The following is a 17,416-nucleotide window of genomic DNA, read 5'->3' on the forward strand; positions in this document are numbered from 1 at the left end:
CCAGTCTGCACGGGCAGCCTGTTGTCGCCTGCGGAAAACCTCGTTATAACGGTTAGTGGCACCCCGCCACCTCACCCACGAGAGCACGACCTTGCCCGGGAAGGGCAAGCTGGAGCGTTGACATGAACCATGGAAGTTTTGTCATAGAAAAGCTGTTCAAGCACTACAACGTTCATGTTGAGCAGTTGGGAAACGATTCGGAAAAGAAGACCATCCTGATGGTCAATGGCGCACTGTCCACCACACGCTCATTCGCCCGTACCAGCAAATGCCTGGCCGAGCATTTCAATGTGTTGTTGTTCGACCTGCCCTTCTCGGGCTATTCCCGCGAACACAACACCGACCTGGATCTGGTGACCAAGGATGACGAGGTGCAAATCCTGCGCGCCCTGGTCGAGCGCTTCCAGGTCAACCACCTGGTCTCGGCCTCCTGGGGCGGCATCTCCACGCTGCTGACCCTGGCGCACAACCCGCCGTCGATCGAAAGCTCGGTGGTGATGGCCCTGGCGCCCAACCTCAACCAGGCCATGCTCGACTATGTGGAGCGCGTGCGGGTGCTGATCGAGGCCGATGACAAATCCGCCGTCGGCCACCTGCTGAACGAGACCGTCGGCAAATACCTGTCGCCACGCCTCAAGCGCAACAACCATCGGCACCTGTCGAACATGGCCACCACCGAGTACCGTCAGGCGCGCTTTCATATCCACCAGGTGCTGGCATTGGGTGATGGCAACTACCTGCCGGCGCTGCGGCAGATCGAAACCCCGGTGCACTTTCTCAATGGTGCGCTGGACGAATACACCCCCGCCGCCGAGGCCCGACTGTTCCAACAGTACGTGGGCCACAGCAGCTTTGCGGTGGCCGAACACACTGGGCATTTACTCGACCTGGAGTCCCGCGAGGCGGCTTTGGCGGTGCACCGGGCGTTGTTGGATTTCCTGGTGGGAGAGCACGCGAACTTGTCGGACTTAGATGAACCGCCAGTGGGAAAAGGAGCGACGAATGGCGCATAATCGCCGACACATAGCCGGCTAACAAAAAGGTACCCCATGCCAGATCGTGCCCCTCTCGATGCCAAGACCGCCCGCTGGCTCCCCTGGGTGGTCGCGATTGCCTTCTTCATGCAATCGCTGGATGGGACGATTCTCAACACGGCACTGCCGGCCATGGCCCGGGACCTGGCGGAAAACCCGCTGCGCATGCAAGGGGTGGTGATCGCCTACATGCTCACCGTCGCCCTGCTGATCCCGGCCTCGGGCTGGATCGCCGACCGCTTCGGCACCAAGAAGATTTTCTTCGGTGCGATCATGCTGTTCAGCATCGGCTCCTTGCTGTGCGCCCTGTCCAGCAGCCTGACCATGCTGGTGGGCGCGCGGGTCATCCAGGGCCTCGGCGGTGCGCTGATGCTGCCGGTCGGGCGGCTCGTGGTGCTACGTGCCTACCCCCGCTCCGAACTGGTGCGGATCATGGGCTTCATCACCATCCCCGGTCTGCTCGGGCCCTTGCTCGGCCCGACCATGGGCGGCTGGATGGTGCAATACCTGACCTGGCACTGGATCTTCCTGATCAACCTGCCGGTGGGCATGATCGGTTGCTACGCCGTGTGGAAATTCATCCCTGACCTGCGCGGCAGCGAGCGCACACGCTTCGATGGCCTCGGCTTTCTGTTGTTCGGCGCGGCGATGGTGCTGATCACCATTGCCATGGAAGGCCTGGGCGAGCTGCACCTGCCGCACCTGCGGGTGATGCTGCTGCTGTTCGGCGGGTTGGCGTGCCTGGCGGCGTACTGGCTGCGCGCCGGGCATATCGATAACCCGCTGTTTTCACCGGCGCTGTTCAAGACCCGCACCTTCGCGGTGGGCATCCTCGGCAACCTGTTCGCGCGCCTGGGCAGCGGTGCCTTGCCGTTCCTGGTGCCGTTGCTGCTGCAGGTGGCCCTGGGGTACTCGCCGTCCCAGGCCGGCATGAGCATGCTGCCCCTGGCGGCGGCGGCGATGTTCGCCAAGTCGGTGGCGCGTCCGTTGATCGAGCGTCTGGGTTATCGCGTGGTGCTGACCGGCAACACCCTGGCCCTGGGCATCATGCTGGCGAGCATGGGCCTGGTCAGCGAACAGACGCCCTACCCGCTGCTGCTGGCCATGCTGGCGGTGCTGGGGGCGATCAACTCGCTGCAATTTACCGCGATGAACACCGTCACCCTCATCGACCTCGATGACGCCCAGGCCAGCAGCGGCAACAGTCTGCTGTCGGTGGTGGCGCAACTGTCCCTGAGCCTGGGGGTGGCCTGCGCCGGTGCATTGCTCGGCGGGTTTACCGCCGAGTCGGGCAACGACGGCGTGAGCACGGTGCTCGGCGCGTTCCAGCTGACCTTCCTCACCGTGGGCATCATGGCAATGCTGGCGGCGGCGATCTTCCTGCAACTGTCGCCCCAAGACGGCAAACGGGCGGCCAGCCCGGAACAGCATATCGAGCATTAACCGGCGTCTCGTCTAGAACTTGCGGGGAAATTCCCACAGGGCTGGTACACTGCGCGACATTTTGTTTTGCAGAGCCAGTCCCGTGACTACCATCGCCACCGCTTTTAATACTTTGCCCCTGTCCGCCACCATGCTGGCTAACCTCGACTCGCTGGGTTATGTCGAGATGACGCAGATCCAGGCGCAAAGCTTGCCGGTGATCCTCAAGGGGCTGGACCTGATTGCCCAGGCCAAGACCGGCAGCGGCAAGACCGCGGCGTTCGGCATTGGCCTGCTGAACCCGATCAACCCGCGCTACTTCGGCTGCCAGGCCCTGGTGATGTGCCCGACCCGTGAGCTGGCCGACCAGGTCGCCAAGGAAATCCGCCGCCTGGCCCGCGCCGAAGACAACATCAAGGTCCTGACCCTGTGCGGCGGCGTGTCCCTCGGTCCGCAGATCGCTTCCCTGGAGCACGGCGCCCACGTGATCGTCGGCACCCCGGGCCGTATCCAGCAACACCTGCGCAAGGGTTCGCTGGTGCTGGACGGCTTGAACACCCTGATCCTCGACGAAGCCGACCGCATGCTCGACATGGGCTTCTACGACGCCATCGAAGACATCATCAGCAAGACCCCGCCGCGCCGCCAGACCCTGCTGTTCTCGGCCACCTACCCGGTGAGCATCAAGCAACTGGCGTCGAAATTCATGCGCGCGCCGCAGCAAGTGAAAGCCGAAGCGTTCCACTCCGACGACCAGATCGAGCAGCGTTTCTACGAGATCTCCCCGGAAGAACGCATGGACGCCGTGACCAAGGTGCTGGCGCATTTCCGCCCGGCCTCCTGCGTGGCGTTCTGCTTCACCAAGCAGCAAGTGCAGGAAACCGTCGACCACCTGACGGCCAAGGGCATTTCCGCCGTCGGCCTGCATGGCGACCTGGAACAGCGCGACCGTGACCAGGTATTGGCGATGTTCGCCAACCGCAGTACCTCGGTGCTGGTGGCCACCGACGTCGCCGCCCGCGGCCTGGACATCGACGCGCTGGACATGGTCATCAACGTCGAACTGGCCCGCGACTCGGAAATCCACATCCACCGCGTGGGCCGTACCGGTCGCGCCGGTGAGACCGGCATCGCCATCAGCCTGGTGGCGCCGTCCGAAGCACACCGCGCCCAAGCCATCGAGCAACTGCAGAAGTCGCCGCTGAACTGGGACCAACTGGACAACCTCAAGCCGCAAAGCGGTGGTCCGCTGCTGCCGGTGATGAGCACCCTGTGCATCGCCGCCGGACGCAAAGACAAGGTGCGCCCGGGCGACATCCTCGGCGCATTGACGGGCGAAGCCGGCATCCCGGGTGCCCAGGTCGGCAAGATCGCGATCTTCGACTTCCAGGCCTTCGTGGCCGTGGAACGCGGCATCGCCAAGCAGGCGTTGCAGCGCTTGAACGACGGCAAGATCAAAGGCCGCTCGTTGCGTGTGCGGATCCTGTAACACGATCTCCGACCTATATGGAGATCCAATGTGGGAGGGCGCTTGCTGTGGTGAGTGAGCTTGCTGTGGTGAACGGGCTTGCTGTGGTGAGCGGGCTTGCCCCGCGCTGGGCTGCGAAGCAGCCCCATTGAATCGGGGCGCAAGCCCCCCTCCCACAATTTTGATTGCATTTCAGACCCGTATTTTTGTGAGGACATTGCTGTGCGCTCGACCGAAGTTGTGATCATTGGCGCCGGTGCCGCAGGCTTGATGTGCGCACTGACCGCCGCCGGGCGTGGGCGCAAGGTGATGCTGCTCGACCATGCGAACAAGGCCGGCAAGAAGATCCTGATGTCCGGCGGTGGCCGCTGCAATTTCACCAATATGTACACCGAGCCGGCCAATTTCCTCTCGCACAACGCGCACTTCTGCAAGTCGGCCCTGGCCCGTTACACCCAGTGGGATTTCATCGGCCTGGTGGCCAAGCACGGCGTGCCGTACCACGAGAAGAAACTCGGCCAGCTGTTCTGCGATAACAAATCCAGCGACATCCTCGGCATGCTGTTGGACGAATGCATCCAGACCGGCGTGAGCCTGCACCTGGACACTTCGATTGAAGAAATCGCCAAGCTCGACAGCGGCTACCAGTTGCAGACCACCTTGGGTGAACTGCGCTGCGAATCCCTGGTGATCGCCACCGGCGGCCTGTCGATCCCGACCCTGGGCGCCAGCGGCTTTGGCTATCAAGTCGCCAGGCAGTTCGGCCATGAGCTGTTGCCGACCCGCGCCGGGCTGGTGCCGTTCACCATCACCGACCAGCTCAAGGACTTGTGTGGCGAGCTGTCCGGGACCTCGGTGGATTGCCTGGTCAGCTGCAACGGCCAGAGCTTTCGCGAAAACCTCCTGTTTACCCATCGCGGCCTCAGCGGCCCGGCGATTCTGCAGATTTCCTCCTACTGGGAGTCCGGCGACACGCTGGAGATCAACCTGCTGCCCGACCACGACGCCCACACCTGGCTGCAACAGCAGCAGGTCGAGCGCCCCAACAGCGAGCTGAAAACCCTGCTGGGTGAAATCTTCACCAAGAAGATGGCCAACCTGCTGGCGGACACCTGGTTCGCGTCCAAGCCGATGAAGCAGTACACCCACGCTGAAGTGGCCGATATCGCGCAAAAACTCTCGAGCTGGCAGCTGGTGCCGGCGGGCACCGAAGGCTACCGCACGGCCGAGGTGACCTTGGGCGGGGTGGATACGCGGGAAGTCTCGTCCAAGACCATGGAATCGCTGAAAAGCCCGGGCTTGTACTTTATTGGGGAAGTGCTGGATGTGACCGGGCATCTGGGCGGGTTTAACTTCCAGTGGGCGTGGGCCTCGGGTTACGCCGCAGCGCAGTACGCCTGATGAATGTGGGAGGGGGCTGGCTCCTTCCCACATTTGATTTGCGGTATGCCTGGGAATAATTTGCTGCCAGATGTGATCACCACCCTTGCCGTGGCGTCACTGATGGCTCAATTTAGCGGCATCGTCCCGGAAGACTCCAGACTTCATGTCATCGACCTCGTTCAAGCAGTCCATGCGGCGCCTGTGGGCGCTGGATAAATTCAGCTACAGCATCCGGGTGTTTATCGCCCTCACCGGCAGCATGGCGCTGTGCTGGTATCAGGATGAAATGACCCTGCTGATCCCGCTGTTCCTGGGGATTATCGCCAGCGCCCTGGCCGAGACCGACGACAGTTGGCAAGGCCGCCTCAACGCCCTGGCGGTGACGCTGGTGTGTTTCAGCATTGCCGCGCTGTCGGTGGAGCTGTTGTTCCCCTACCCCTGGATTTTCGCCATCTCCCTGGCCCTGGCCACGTTCTGCCTGACCATGCTCGGCGCCTTGGGCGAACGCTATGGTGCGATTGCTTCGGCCACCTTGATCCTGTCGGTCTACACCATGATCGGCGTGGACCAGCGCGGCGGCGCCGTCAGTGATTTCTGGCATGAGCCGTTGCTGCTGGTGGCCGGCGCCGCCTGGTACGGCGCGTTATCGGTGCTGTGGCAGGCGCTGTTTTCCAACCAGCCGGTGCAGCAGAGCCTGGCGCGGTTGTTCCGTGAGCTGGGGCGCTACCTGAAGCTCAAGTCGTCGTTGTTCGAACCGATTCGCCAACTGGACGTGGAAGCCCGCCGCCTGGAACTGGCCCAGCAAAACGGCCGGGTGGTGGCGGCGCTGAATGCGGCGAAGGAAATCATCCTGCACCGCGTCGGCAATGGCCGACCCGGCTCGAAGGTCAGTCGCTACCTCAAGCTGTACTTCCTGGCCCAGGACATCCACGAACGCGCCAGCTCGTCCCACTATCCTTACAACGCCCTGGCCGATGCGTTCTTCCACAGCGATGTGCTGTTCCGCTGCCAACGCCTGTTGCGCCAGCAAGGCAAGGCCTGCCAGTCCCTGGCCGAGTCGATCCAGTTGCGTCAGCCGTTCATCTATGACGACAGCTTCGCCGAAGCCCTCAGCGACCTGAACGCCTCCCTGGAACACCTGCGCATCCAGAGCAACCCGGCCTGGCGCGGCCTGCTGCGCTCCTTGCGCGCCCTGGCGGCCAACCTGTCCACCCTCGACCGCCTGCTCGGCGACGCCAGCAACCCAGACGCCCTGGCCGATGCCACCGACAGCAACCTGCTGGACCGCGCCCCACGCAACCTGAAGGAAATGTGGACGCGCCTGCGTACCCAACTCACGCCGACATCGCTGCTGTTCCGCCATGCGCTGCGCCTGTCCCTGGCGCTGACCGTCGGCTACGGCATGCTGCATGCGATCCACGCCTCCCAGGGCTACTGGATCATCCTCACCACGCTGTTCGTTTGCCAACCGAACTACGGTGCCACGCGGCGCAAGCTCGGCCAGCGAATCATCGGCACCGCCATCGGCCTCACCGTGGCGTGGGCGCTGTTCGACCTGTTCCCAAGCCCGCTGGTGCAATCAATGTTCGCAATCGCCGCCGGCCTGGTGTTCTTTATCAACCGCACCACCCGCTACACCCTGGCCACGGCGGCGATCACCCTGATGGTGCTGTTCTGCTTCAACCAGGTGGGCGATGGCTACGGACTGTTCCTGCCACGCCTGTTCGATACCCTGCTCGGCAGCCTGATCGCGGGCCTGGCGGTGTTCCTGTTCCTCCCGGACTGGCAAGGCCGACGACTGAACAAAGTGCTGGCCAACACCCTGACCTGCAACAGCATCTACCTGCGCCAGATCATGCAGCAATACGCCGCCGGCAAGAGCGACGACCTGGCCTACCGCCTGGCCCGGCGCAATGCCCACAACGCCGATGCGGCGCTGTCCACCACCCTGGCGAATATGCTGATGGAGCCTGGGCATTTCCGTAAGGAAGCGGATGTGGGCTTCCGCTTCCTGGTGCTGTCGCACACCTTGCTCAGCTACCTGTCGGGGCTCGGGGCACACCGCGAAACCCAACTGCCGGCCGAGGTGCGCGCGCACTTGATCGATGGCGCCGGCAATAGCCTGGCGGCGAGCATTGACGAAATCGCCACCGGGCTGGCGAACAAGCAGCCGATTGCGATTCAGAGCGATGCCGAGGAGGCCTTGGCGGCGGACCTGGAGCAGATGCCGGATGAGATTGATGAAGGGCAGCGGCTGGTGCAGACGCAGTTGGCGTTGATATGCAGACAGTTGGGACCGTTGCGCACGCTGGCGGCGCATTTGATCAAGGACACCAGCGCGGCTTAGACCGCTATCGGGGGCAAGCCCCCTCCCACATGTTGACTGTGTTTACAAATCAAAACTGTGGGAGGGGGCTTGCCCCCGATGAGGCCCGCACAGGCCCTACATGCCATGGGCCTTCATCAACCGCTCATAACTGCCATCCGCCTTCATCCTGGCAATCTCGCGGTCAAAACCGGCAACGATCTGCGCATGCTCAGGGTTCTTCAGGCTGACCAGGATATGCAGGCTGTTTTCGCTCAGCGGTGTGGGCAGAAACTCCACCGCATTGCGCACCCGCACCGACTCGCGCGACAAGTAATAGCGCGCCACATACTCATCCTCCACGGTCAACCGCACCCGCTGCGCCGCCAGCATGCGCACCGCCATGGCGAAGTTATGCACCGGCACTTTCTGCAACTGCCCATCCCCATCGAACGCCGCTGAATAGGCATAACCGCGCACCACGGCAATGGGATAGTCGTGCAACTGCTCCAGGTTCTGGAACTCGATGGGATCGTCACGGCGCTTGATAAAACGTACGCGATTGAGCAGGTATTCGCCGGAAAACTGCCCCAATTGTGTACGGGCCTCGTCGTACCAGGCGTTGACCAGCACGTCATAGCGCCCGTCGCCCACCCCCATCAGCGCCCGCGCCCAGGGCACCTGTTGGAAGTCGCTGGCATAGCCCGCACGGGCTAGGGCCGTGGTGACTATATCGGTGGCCAGGCCACCGTTGATCAAGGTGGCATCGGTAAACGGTGGCCAGGCATCCGCGACCAGGCGCAGACGCTGTGCGAACACAGGTGTCGCCAGCAACAACACTCCAATCAAAGCAACGGCACGAGACAATCGCGGCATGCTCAAAATCCTTGGCGGCAGGCGGTGGCCTTGGCTCAGGCAGGGCCTGAGGTTCTAACATTAGCTCAGATTACACAAAGAAACGGACGTCGAGAGCACTCAATGATGGCAAATTGATTTCATTCACAAAAATAGTCGATTTAGACAGAGTCGCCCGCTGCGCTTACTATCCAGAACAGACATTCAAGCGAGAACACACCATGACAGTCGATTGGGTCTGTAAACATCACACCGACCTTGGCAAGGAGCAGCTGTACGCCATTTTGCGTTTGCGCGGCGAGGTCTTTGTTGTCGAGCAGAAGTGCGTCTACCAGGATATCGACGGGCAAGACCTGGCGGGCGATACCCATCACCTGATGGCCTGGAAAGACGACGAGCTGGTGGCCTACCTGCGGCTGCTGGATCCGGAGTCCCAGGGCGGCGACGTGGTGATCGGCCGCGTGATCGTGGCGCCGGTTGCACGGGGCACCGGGCTGGGGCACCAGATGATGGAAGAAACCCTCAGGCAGATTGACGATATCTGGCCTGAGACGCCGATCTTCCTGTCAGCCCAGGCCCATCTGCAGGGGTATTACGGGCGGTATGGGTTTGTGGTGGCGGGTGAGGAATACCTGGAGGATGACATTCCGCATATCGGGATGCGGCGTACTTGAGGCTTGCTCCCGATAGCGTCGGCCCCGCCACCGCTGAACTCAGGGGTAATCCAAAACCCGCTTGATCTGGCTGAGATTCACCTCGATCCACCCCCGATCAATCGCGCCCCAATCGCGAATCCGATAATGCCCGGCATGGTTGCGGGCCCCATCCTCCTGCTCGAACTCACACACAATATCCAGGTCCGCCAGCGCCGCAATCGTGTCCTGCGCGGTGCGCCGGGGCATGCCGGTGACCTCGGTCAGCGCCGGGACGCTGCTGGCCAGCCCACTGTCGATCAGGTACGCCACGTACAGCCGGCGGTAGAAGCTGCTTTTGGTCTTGCTCACATCCATGGTCAGTCGCCTTGTGCGGTCAGGGTTTGCCCTGCAGGTCGCGATACGTGAGGTACACCCGCAGGTCGAATTCCACCTGGTGGTAGCCGGGCATCATGTAGTCGCAGAGTTTGTAGAACGCTTTGTTGTGGTCCGATTCCTTGAAGTGCGCCAGCTCGTGAACCACGATCATGCGCAGGAATTGCGGCGCGGCCTCTTTGAACAGCGAGGCAATGCGGATCTCTTTCTTGGATTTGAGGTTGCCGCCCTGCACCCGCGAAATCGTGGTGTGCAGGCCCAGGGCGCGGTGGGTCAGGTCCAGGCGGTTATCGAACAGCACTTTGTCGATGGCCGGCGCGTTGCGCAGGTGTTCCTGCTTCAAGGCCTGGGCATAGGCGTACAGGGCTTTGTCGCTCTGCACCCCATGGCGGTCGGGGTAACGCTGTTCCAGGTAGGCGCCCAACTGGTCCTTGGCGATCAGTTGGCGCACTTGCTCCTGGAGGGCAGCGGGGTAGGCCTGGAGGTATTTCAGCGCGGTCATTGGGGTCTGCAACAGGATTCGGATGGGCGCCAGTGTAGCGAATTCAGCGCACGCGGGCGCGTGACCAGTCGACCACTTCTTCAGCCATCAGGGGCTGCGCCGCCCACGGCCCCTGGATAAACGGGCAACCCTGGGCCTTGAGCCACTGGGCCTGCTCCTGGGTTTCCACGCCCTCGGCCACCACGACCACCTCAAAATGCCTGCACAGCTCGATAATACTGCGCGCCATCGCCGCGTCCCGCACCGAGCCCGGCAGCCGCGCAACCAATTGCGGATCAAGCTTGAGCGTATCGAAGGCCAGGTCGCGCAAATGCGCCAGGGAACATTGCCCCGAACCGAAGTCATCCAGGGCGATACGCACCCCGATACGGCGCAGCAACTTGAGCTGCTTGGCGGCCTCTTCCAGGTTACTCATCAGGCAGTCCTCGCTGATTTCCACCTCCAACTGGTACCCCTCCAGCCCATAGCGCTCCAGCATCTGCTGCAGTTGGTTCACCAGGTTAGGCATATTGAACTGGCTGCTGCTCAGGCTCACGCTCAGCACCAATTCATCGTCGAACGCGGCTTGCCACGCCTGGCGCTGGGCGGCGATCTGCTGATAGATCCACGCGCTCAGTTGACTGATCAGCCGCGCCTCTTCCAGCAAGGGTAAAAACAGCCCCGGCGGCACATCGCCGACGCTGGGGTGCCGCCAGCGCAACAACACCTCAACGCCGCGCAAACGCCCATCCACCAGCGAAACCTGGGGCTGATAGACCAGGGTGAAATCCTTGTTTTGAATCGCCGTGCGCACGCTGTCTTCAAGCATCAACCGCGAGCGGGCGCGACCGTTCATTTCCTGGTCGTAATAACGATATTGCTGGCGGCCGGCGCGCTTGGCTTCGTACATGGCGATGTCGGCCGCGCGCAGCAACCCACTCAAATCCGAGCCGCAATCCGGGAAGGTGGCAATGCCGATGCTGACGCCGAGCATCACATCCAAACCGTCGACCTGCTGGCACACCGACACTCGCTCGATCAGCTTTTCCGAGATCTTTGCCGCCTGCTCCGGAAACTCCAGCTCCAGCAACGCCGTGAATTCATCGCCGCCCATGCGGCCGATAATGTCGTAGGAGCGCAGACAACCCTGCAATTGCTCCGAGACCCAGCGCAATACACGGTCGCCGGCATCATGGCCCAGGGAATCGTTGACCCGCTTGAAACCGTCAAGGTCCAGGTACAGCAACACCAGGGACTGCTCTGTCCGCTCACTGCGGGATAAGGTGTTTTCCACCGCCTGGTAGAAACCGCGCCGGTTCAACAGCCCGGTCAGCGGATCCGTCACGGCCTGGAATTCCAGCTGCTGGTGCAGGTGGCGCACTTCGGACATATCCAGCACCGTCACCACCATGGCCTTCTGTTCTGCGGGCAGCGGCGCGCAGGACAACGCCACCGGCACTTGCTGGCCACGGCTGGTGCGCAGGAGCGCATCGTGCAGGCGCCAGGTTTCACCGCGGCGGTAGTCGGCGTACATTTGCGAATCTGGCCATGTGGGCACATGGGGCTTTTGCAGGAAACTCAGGAAGTCCTGGCCTTGCAGTTCCTGGATCGTGGCATTGAGCAGGCGCGAAATCGCCGGATTGGCGTATTCGATCACGCCCTCTTCACTCACCACCAGGATGCCCTCGGCGGCGTTGTCCAATACCGAGGCATTGAACGCCCGGGCGGACTCCAGGTCATGGCTCAGGCGCTGCAAGGCCCGGCGGTTGCGCTGGTGCTCCAGCAACGCCTGGACCTTGGGCTTGAGGATGTGCGGGTCGAAGGGCTTGAACAGGTAGTCGATGGCGCCGCTGGCGTAGCCTTCCAGCACGGCGGCGGGGGATTGGGCGTTGGCACTCAGAAAGATGATCGGGGTCATGCGCGTGCGCTGGCTGCCGCGCATCAAGCGAGCGACTTCGAAACCGTCCATGCCGGGCATCATCACATCCAGCAGCACCAGGTCGACCTCATGCTGCAGCAGCAACTCGAGGGCTTCCACCCCGGACGCGGCGGTGATCACCACCCAATCATCACGTTGCAGAAGCGCACGCATGCTGATCAGATTTTCCGGGTAGTCATCGACCACCAGAAGAACCGAACTGCCATCGCCATGAGGTGGAGCGCATTCCATGCTAGGTCTCTTCCTTGGGTCTACTCCGGTCACTTCTGAGAGAAAACCCGGACAAACATTGAGGCCTCACTCTAGCCCCGGATCCTGAAAATCAGAAGTGACGTGGACGCCATCATTGCGCCAAAGTTCAGTCAGCCGACTAACGGTCAACCTCTACAGCCCACGGTTCATGGGAAACATGGCTTTTTGGCATTCCCTTGGCGCCAATAAATTGCCAGCAAGTGTTTAACAACTGGCTGACCACCGCCTATAAAGAACCTGTCAGGCCCCCGGGCCAAAGCCTTCACCCCCTGTAAAAGGCCAATGCCATGATCGACCTCTCCACTTGGAACCTGAGCATTCCGGTCGGCTCGCCCCCCGCGACCATCGACACGCCAAAGCTACTCAGCGGCTTCAACGACCAATACTTCCAGGCCGAAGGCAGCAACGTGCAATTCTGGACCCCCGTCACCGGCACCCGCACCGAAAACGCCGTGTACCCGCGCAGCGAACTGCGCGAAACCTACGCCGACGGCCGCCTGCGCAACTGGACCTACCCCGAAGCCGACAACTTCCTGCGCGCCACCCTGGCGGTCAACCAGGTGCCCTCCAGCGGCAAGATCGTCATCGGCCAGATCCACGCCTACGACAGCCAGAAACCGCTGATCAAGCTCGAATACCAGTTCAAGGAAAAGACCCAGACCGGCAACATCGTCGCCAAGGTGCGCATGCGCCCGGACGAAGATGAAAGCCGCGTGATCATCGTCGCGTCCAATGTGCCGCTGGAGAAAAGCTTCACCTACGTGATCAACCTCAACAAGGCCGGCCTGCTCAGCGTGTACGCCGCTGACAGTGAGTGGAACGAGCGCATTGGTGCGGCGTGGGCCGCCAAGCCCTTGTACTTCAAGGCGGGCGCATATGTGCAGGACAACAGCGGGGACAGCAAGGAAGGCGCGAAGGTGACGTTTGCCAAGTTGGATATTGATCACGAGTGAACGGATCGGCCTCGATTCGAGCAGGCAATGCCCGATAGGCGCAAGACTGATTTCCTGCCAAAAAAAAGCCCGCATCGCTGCGGGCTTCTTTTTTAACGCCTGAGGCTCAATTCACCTTAGCGTTCAACTCACCTTTCAGATAACGCTGGTACATCGCTTCCAACGAGATCGGCTTGATCTTCGAAGCGTTGCCCGCAGTGCCGAAGGCTTCGTAACGAGCGATACACACATCACGCATCGCGGTCACAGTCGCGCCGAAGAACTTGCGCGGGTCGAACTCGCTCGGGTTGGTGGCCATCAGGCGGCGCATCGCGCCGGTGGACGCCAGGCGCAGGTCGGTGTCGATGTTGACCTTGCGCACGCCGTACTTGATGCCTTCGACGATTTCTTCAACCGGTACGCCGTAGGTTTCTTTGATGTCGCCGCCGTACTGGTTGATGATCGCCAGCCATTCCTGCGGGACCGAGGAAGAACCGTGCATCACCAGGTGGGTGTTAGGGATGCGCTTGTGGATTTCCTTGATGCGGTCGATGGCCAGTACGTCGCCGGTCGGTGGCTTGGTGAACTTGTAGGCGCCGTGGCTGGTGCCGATAGCGATCGCCAGGGCGTCCACTTGGGTCTTCTTGACGAAGTCGGCGGCTTCTTCCGGGTCGGTCAGCATCTGGCTGTGATCCAGCACGCCTTCGGCGCCGATGCCGTCTTCTTCACCGGCCATGCCGGTTTCCAGGGAGCCCAGGCAACCCAGTTCGCCTTCAACCGAAACGCCGCAGGCGTGGGCCATGGCCACGGTTTGTTGGGTTACGCGTACGTTGTACTCGTAGTCGGTCGGGGTCTTGCCGTCTTCGCCGAGGGAGCCGTCCATCATCACCGAGCTGAAGCCCAGTTGGATGGAACGCTGGCACACGTCAGGGCTGGTGCCGTGGTCCTGGTGCATGCACACCGGGATGTGCGGGAATTCTTCGATCGCGGCGAGGATCAGGTGACGCAGGAACGGGGCACCGGCGTATTTGCGCGCACCGGCCGAAGCCTGGACGATCACTGGGGAGTCGGTCTTGTCAGCGGCTTCCATGATGGCGCGCATCTGCTCAAGGTTGTTGACGTTAAAGGCTGGGACGCCGTAGCCGAACTCGGCTGCGTGGTCCAGCATTTGACGCATGCTGATAAGTGCCATTGTGTTGTCTCTCCCGGTCGAGGGTCGTTAATCGTGCAAGCCTGCCGTAGCAGCGGCTGCTATTCAAGTTATTGCAGGTCAGGCTTTGCATGCCTGGCGTGCTGAATCGTTATTGCTGATGTGGAAGGGGGGCTTGCCCCCGATGACAGTGCCTCAGTCAGCACATGGGGGTGCTGACAAACCGCTATCGGGGGCAAGCCCCCTCCCACATTTGGATCTCATCAAAGTTGAAATCTTATTGGGCCTTGCAGCCCCGCCCGATCAAATCGTCAGTGGCAACCCAGTAAACCAGGCCTTCCTCACCTTTTGTGTGAAACGCCAACTGGTCGTTGCTGTACAGCACGCCCGAAGCCGCCACATCCTGTTTGAGGCGATAAACCTGGTCGGAACCGCCGAGGCGTACATCCACCTCACTGCGGGCCTGGTTGGCGAAGCGCCAGTTGACCTCGGCCTTGCTGTCGCAGGTCCAGGTGGTCCACTTACCTTCCGGCTCTGCCTTGTTGAACATGTTCATGCTGCTGCAACCGGCCAATAGGGCCAGGGCTGCCAGGGCGAAAACGCCTTTCATTGCCAATCCTCGCAGCGGGGCCAAAGGCCGCCGATGCCGTCGGTTAGTTGATCAGACCCGTCAAGGGCAACCCTGTTCCTGACCGTTGGGCGCGGAGTCGTATTTCTCCAGCCGTTCGTTGCCGATGCGCTTGTTGATTACCGGCATGGTCTCGGCTTGCCAGTCAGCCTGATAGCAGCTTTTTTTCTGCTCCGTGGCAGGTTTGCCTGCCGCCGGCGCTGCGCTTGGCGTGCTGCCGCAGCCGGCCAACAGGCCCGCTGCGATCACCATTGCCAACGACTTGATCATGGGAACACTCCTTTTCCGGATCACGAGCCTTAGCCTTTGGCTCGGGTTTCCAGCACTTCAACGGCGGGCAGGACTTTGCCTTCGACGAATTCGAGGAATGCGCCGCCACCGGTAGAAATGTAGGAGATCTGGTCGGCAACGCCATATTTATCGATGGCCGCCAGGGTGTCGCCGCCGCCGGCGATGGAGAATGCCGAGCTGTCTGCGATGGCCTTGGCCAGCACTTTGGTGCCGTTGCCGAACTGGTCGAACTCGAACACGCCGACCGGACCGTTCCACAGGATGGTCTGGGAGGCTTTCAGCAGTTCTGCAAAATTGGCTGCAGTTTGCGGGCCGATGTCCAGGATCATGTCGTCGGCGGCCACGTCGGCGATGAGCTTGACGGTGGCTTCGGCGGTTTCAGCGAACTCCTTGGCAACCACCACGTCCACCGGCAACGGCACGCTGACCTTGGCGGCGATGGCACGGGCGGTGTCGAGCAGGTCCGGCTCGTACAGGGATTTGCCCACCGGGTGGCCTGCTGCCGCCAGGAAGGTATTGGCAATGCCACCGCCAACGATCAACTGGTTGCAGATCTGGCTCAGGCTGTTGAGCACGTCCAACTTGGTGGACACCTTGGAGCCGGCAACGATGGCAGCCATCGGTTGGGCCGGAGCGCCCAGGGCCTTGCCCAATGCCTCCAGTTCAGCCGCCAGCAATGGGCCGGCAGCCGCCACCTTGGCGAACTTGGCCACGCCGTGGGTCGAACCCTCGGCACGGTGGGCGGTGCCGAACGCGTCCATCACGAACACGTCGCACAGGGCGGCGTATTGCTGGGCCAGTTCGTCGCTGTTCTTTTTCTCGCCTTTGTTGAAGCGCACGTTTTCGAACAGCACGATGTCGCCAGGCTTAACGTCGACACCGCCCAGGTAGTCAGCCACCAGCGGCACATCACGGCCCAGGGCCTTGCTCAGGTAGTCGGCTACCGGCTTGAGGCTGTTTTCGGCGGAGAACTCACCTTCGGTCGGGCGACCCAGGTGGGAGCAGACCATCACGGCCGCGCCTTTTTCCAGGGCCAGCTTGATGGTCGGCAGCGAGGCCAGGATTCGCGCATCGCTGGTGACAACACCGTCCTTGACGGGGACGTTGAGGTCTTCGCGAATCAGTACGCGCTTACCTTGCAGATCGAGGTCGGTCATCTTCAACACGGTCATGGGTGGCAGTTCCTGAATTACTGTTGAGGTTGTTTAGAGGCGATATGCAGATAATGTTCCGCAACATCCAGCATTCGGTTGGCAAAGCCCCATTCGTTGTCGAACCAGGCCAGGATGTTCACCAGCCTCGGGCCGGAAACGCGGGTCTGGCTGGCATCGACAATCGCCGAATGCGGGTCATGGTTGAAATCACAACTGGCGTGGGGCAACTCGGTGTAGGCCAGCAAGCCTTTGAGCGGGCCGCTGGTGGCGGCGTCGCGCAGGATCCGGTTGACCTCCGTCGCATCCGTGTCGCTGACGGTTTGCATGGTGATGTCCAGGCAGGACACGTTCACCGTCGGCACCCGTACGGCTTTGGCCTGGATTCGCCCGGCAAGTTCCGGCAGCAGGCGTTCGATGCCGCGCGCCAGACCGGTGGATACCGGAATTACCGATTGGAACGCCGAGCGCGTGCGGCGCAGGTCTTCATGGTGATAGGCGTCGATCACCGGCTGGTCGTTCATCGCCGAGTGGATGGTGGTGATCGACACGTAGTCCAGGCCGATCGCCTGATCCAGCAGGCGCAACAGCGGCACGCTGCAGTTGGTGGTGCAGGAGGCGTTGGACACCAGCAGCTCACTGCCGGTCAGGCAATCCTGGTTGATGCCGTAGACGATGGTGGCATCGACATCCGCCTCGCTGGCCATCGGCTGGGAAAACAGCACACGCGGTGCGCCGGCGTCGAGGAAACGCTGGCCATCGGCACGGGTGTGATAGGCACCGGAGCATTCCAACACCAGGTCGACGCCCAGCGCCGCCCAGTCGATGCCCTCGGGTGTGGCGCTGCGCAACACTTTCACGCAGTCGCCGTTGATATGCAGACAATCGCCTTCGACCCGCACTTCGCCGGGAAAGCGGCCGTGGGTGGAATCAAAGCGTGTCAGGTATTCGATGCTGGCCATGTCGGCCAGGTCGTTGATCGCGACAATTTCAAACCCGGCTGCCGCCCCTCGCTCGAACAGAGCACGCAAGACGCAACGACCAATGCGGCCGTAGCCGTTGAGTGCAACTTTGTAGGGACGCGGTTGGGGCATGGG

Annotated in this window: 16 protein-coding genes; 7 read left to right on the top strand and 9 right to left on the bottom strand. The window is 61.9% G+C overall.

The features are described from left to right. Positions 1 to 122 precede the first annotated feature (122 nt). From BLQ09_RS04835 to yccS, 5 genes are all read left to right on the top strand, one after another. Positions 123 to 1,013 (top strand): alpha/beta fold hydrolase, encoded by an 891-nt coding sequence (locus BLQ09_RS04835; protein ID WP_092355624.1) that lies wholly within the window; start codon positions 123 to 125, stop codon positions 1,011 to 1,013. Positions 1,014 to 1,049: 36 nt separating this feature from the next. Continuing rightward, positions 1,050 to 2,477 (top strand): multidrug transporter subunit MdtD, encoded by a 1,428-nt coding sequence (gene mdtD / locus BLQ09_RS04840; protein ID WP_027606026.1) that lies wholly within the window; start codon positions 1,050 to 1,052, stop codon positions 2,475 to 2,477. A 130-nt stretch (positions 2,478 to 2,607) separates the two neighbouring features. After that, positions 2,608 to 3,945, top strand: a complete 1,338-nt coding sequence (gene dbpA / locus BLQ09_RS04845) for an ATP-dependent RNA helicase DbpA (protein WP_235865629.1) — start codon at positions 2,608 to 2,610, stop codon at positions 3,943 to 3,945. A 201-nt stretch (positions 3,946 to 4,146) separates the two neighbouring features. Further along, positions 4,147 to 5,325, top strand: a complete 1,179-nt coding sequence (locus BLQ09_RS04850) for a BaiN/RdsA family NAD(P)/FAD-dependent oxidoreductase (protein WP_027606028.1) — start codon at positions 4,147 to 4,149, stop codon at positions 5,323 to 5,325. Positions 5,326 to 5,470: 145 nt separating this feature from the next. After that, positions 5,471 to 7,654, top strand: coding sequence for a YccS family putative transporter (gene yccS, locus BLQ09_RS04855; RefSeq protein WP_092355627.1), 2,184 nt, complete (start codon positions 5,471 to 5,473; stop codon positions 7,652 to 7,654). A 96-nt stretch (positions 7,655 to 7,750) separates the two neighbouring features. On the opposite strand, the gene BLQ09_RS04860 is transcribed toward yccS, so the two are convergent. Beyond that, positions 7,751 to 8,488 carry a substrate-binding periplasmic protein gene (locus BLQ09_RS04860; protein WP_027606030.1) on the bottom strand — a complete coding sequence of 246 codons (738 nt, stop codon included), beginning with the start codon at positions 8,486 to 8,488 and terminating at the stop codon, positions 7,751 to 7,753. Between the two features lie 200 nt (positions 8,489 to 8,688). Between BLQ09_RS04860 and BLQ09_RS04865 the strand changes: the two genes are divergently transcribed. Further along, the gene (locus BLQ09_RS04865) at positions 8,689 to 9,141 is read left to right on the top strand and encodes a GNAT family N-acetyltransferase (RefSeq protein WP_027606031.1); all 453 of its coding nucleotides are present in this window, start codon (positions 8,689 to 8,691) and stop codon (positions 9,139 to 9,141) included. 39 nt (positions 9,142 to 9,180) lie between these two features. Here BLQ09_RS04865 and BLQ09_RS04870 read toward each other — a convergent pair whose 3' ends face one another. The 3 genes from BLQ09_RS04870 to BLQ09_RS04880 are packed head-to-tail and all read right to left on the bottom strand — an operon-like array spanning position 9,181 to position 12,146. Beyond that, positions 9,181 to 9,477: a winged helix-turn-helix domain-containing protein gene (locus BLQ09_RS04870; RefSeq protein WP_027606032.1), complete on the bottom strand. Its 297-nt coding sequence runs from the start codon at positions 9,475 to 9,477 to the stop codon at positions 9,181 to 9,183. 19 nt (positions 9,478 to 9,496) lie between these two features. Next, positions 9,497 to 9,997 carry a M48 metallopeptidase family protein gene (locus BLQ09_RS04875; RefSeq protein WP_027606033.1) on the bottom strand — a complete coding sequence of 167 codons (501 nt, stop codon included), beginning with the start codon at positions 9,995 to 9,997 and terminating at the stop codon, positions 9,497 to 9,499. Positions 9,998 to 10,040: 43 nt separating this feature from the next. Beyond that, the gene (locus BLQ09_RS04880; RefSeq protein WP_027606034.1) at positions 10,041 to 12,146 is read right to left on the bottom strand and encodes a putative bifunctional diguanylate cyclase/phosphodiesterase; all 2,106 of its coding nucleotides are present in this window, start codon (positions 12,144 to 12,146) and stop codon (positions 10,041 to 10,043) included. A 308-nt stretch (positions 12,147 to 12,454) separates the two neighbouring features. On the opposite strand from BLQ09_RS04880, the gene BLQ09_RS04885 reads away from it, so the two are divergent. Further along, positions 12,455 to 13,120 (top strand): polysaccharide lyase family 7 protein, encoded by a 666-nt coding sequence (locus BLQ09_RS04885; RefSeq protein WP_027606035.1) that lies wholly within the window; start codon positions 12,455 to 12,457, stop codon positions 13,118 to 13,120. A 106-nt stretch (positions 13,121 to 13,226) separates the two neighbouring features. Here the strand turns inward: BLQ09_RS04885 and fba are convergent, their stop codons facing one another. From fba to epd, 5 genes are all read right to left on the bottom strand, one after another. Further along, positions 13,227 to 14,291 (bottom strand): class II fructose-bisphosphate aldolase, encoded by a 1,065-nt coding sequence (fba, locus tag BLQ09_RS04890; protein ID WP_003177554.1) that lies wholly within the window; start codon positions 14,289 to 14,291, stop codon positions 13,227 to 13,229. A 235-nt stretch (positions 14,292 to 14,526) separates the two neighbouring features. Beyond that, positions 14,527 to 14,859, bottom strand: coding sequence for an MliC family protein (locus BLQ09_RS04895; protein ID WP_027606036.1), 333 nt, complete (start codon positions 14,857 to 14,859; stop codon positions 14,527 to 14,529). 60 nt (positions 14,860 to 14,919) lie between these two features. Further along, positions 14,920 to 15,147 (bottom strand): hypothetical protein, encoded by a 228-nt coding sequence (locus BLQ09_RS04900; RefSeq protein ID WP_027606037.1) that lies wholly within the window; start codon positions 15,145 to 15,147, stop codon positions 14,920 to 14,922. A 29-nt stretch (positions 15,148 to 15,176) separates the two neighbouring features. Continuing rightward, complete coding sequence (locus BLQ09_RS04905; protein WP_027606038.1) at positions 15,177 to 16,340, bottom strand: phosphoglycerate kinase; 1,164 nt, start codon at positions 16,338 to 16,340, stop codon at positions 15,177 to 15,179. Between the two features lie 17 nt (positions 16,341 to 16,357). Continuing rightward, on the bottom strand, positions 16,358 to 17,413 hold the full coding sequence (gene epd / locus BLQ09_RS04910) for an erythrose-4-phosphate dehydrogenase (protein WP_027606039.1): 1,056 nt from the start codon (positions 17,411 to 17,413) through the stop codon (positions 16,358 to 16,360). Between the last annotated feature and the right edge of the window lie 3 nt (positions 17,414 to 17,416).

Source organism: Pseudomonas sp. NFACC25, from assembly GCF_900100935.1.
Lineage (GTDB): Bacteria > Pseudomonadota > Gammaproteobacteria > Pseudomonadales > Pseudomonadaceae > Aquipseudomonas > Aquipseudomonas marginalis.

What these genes read in the sequence shown, in the direction of transcription:
- dbpA (WP_235865629.1), top strand. Translation starts at nt 2,608, where the DNA reads ATGCTGGCTAACCTCGACTCGCTGGGTTATGTCGAGATGACGCAGATC.
- BLQ09_RS04870 (WP_027606032.1), bottom strand. Translation starts at nt 9,477, where the DNA reads ATGGATGTGAGCAAGACCAAAAGCAGCTTCTACCGCCGGCTGTACGTG.
- mdtD (WP_027606026.1), top strand. Translation starts at nt 1,050, where the DNA reads ATGCCAGATCGTGCCCCTCTCGATGCCAAGACCGCCCGCTGGCTCCCC.
- fba (WP_003177554.1), bottom strand. Translation starts at nt 14,291, where the DNA reads ATGGCACTTATCAGCATGCGTCAAATGCTGGACCACGCAGCCGAGTTC.
- epd (WP_027606039.1), bottom strand. Translation starts at nt 17,413, where the DNA reads ATGCCCCAACCGCGTCCCTACAAAGTTGCACTCAACGGCTACGGCCGC.
- BLQ09_RS04865 (WP_027606031.1), top strand. Translation starts at nt 8,689, where the DNA reads ATGACAGTCGATTGGGTCTGTAAACATCACACCGACCTTGGCAAGGAG.
- BLQ09_RS04835 (WP_092355624.1), top strand. Translation starts at nt 123, where the DNA reads ATGAACCATGGAAGTTTTGTCATAGAAAAGCTGTTCAAGCACTACAAC.
- yccS (WP_092355627.1), top strand. Translation starts at nt 5,471, where the DNA reads ATGTCATCGACCTCGTTCAAGCAGTCCATGCGGCGCCTGTGGGCGCTG.
- BLQ09_RS04905 (WP_027606038.1), bottom strand. Translation starts at nt 16,340, where the DNA reads ATGACCGTGTTGAAGATGACCGACCTCGATCTGCAAGGTAAGCGCGTA.
- BLQ09_RS04895 (WP_027606036.1), bottom strand. Translation starts at nt 14,859, where the DNA reads ATGAAAGGCGTTTTCGCCCTGGCAGCCCTGGCCCTATTGGCCGGTTGC.
- BLQ09_RS04900 (WP_027606037.1), bottom strand. Translation starts at nt 15,147, where the DNA reads ATGATCAAGTCGTTGGCAATGGTGATCGCAGCGGGCCTGTTGGCCGGC.
- BLQ09_RS04885 (WP_027606035.1), top strand. Translation starts at nt 12,455, where the DNA reads ATGATCGACCTCTCCACTTGGAACCTGAGCATTCCGGTCGGCTCGCCC.
- BLQ09_RS04875 (WP_027606033.1), bottom strand. Translation starts at nt 9,997, where the DNA reads ATGACCGCGCTGAAATACCTCCAGGCCTACCCCGCTGCCCTCCAGGAG.
- BLQ09_RS04860 (WP_027606030.1), bottom strand. Translation starts at nt 8,488, where the DNA reads ATGCCGCGATTGTCTCGTGCCGTTGCTTTGATTGGAGTGTTGTTGCTG.
- BLQ09_RS04880 (WP_027606034.1), bottom strand. Translation starts at nt 12,146, where the DNA reads ATGGAATGCGCTCCACCTCATGGCGATGGCAGTTCGGTTCTTCTGGTG.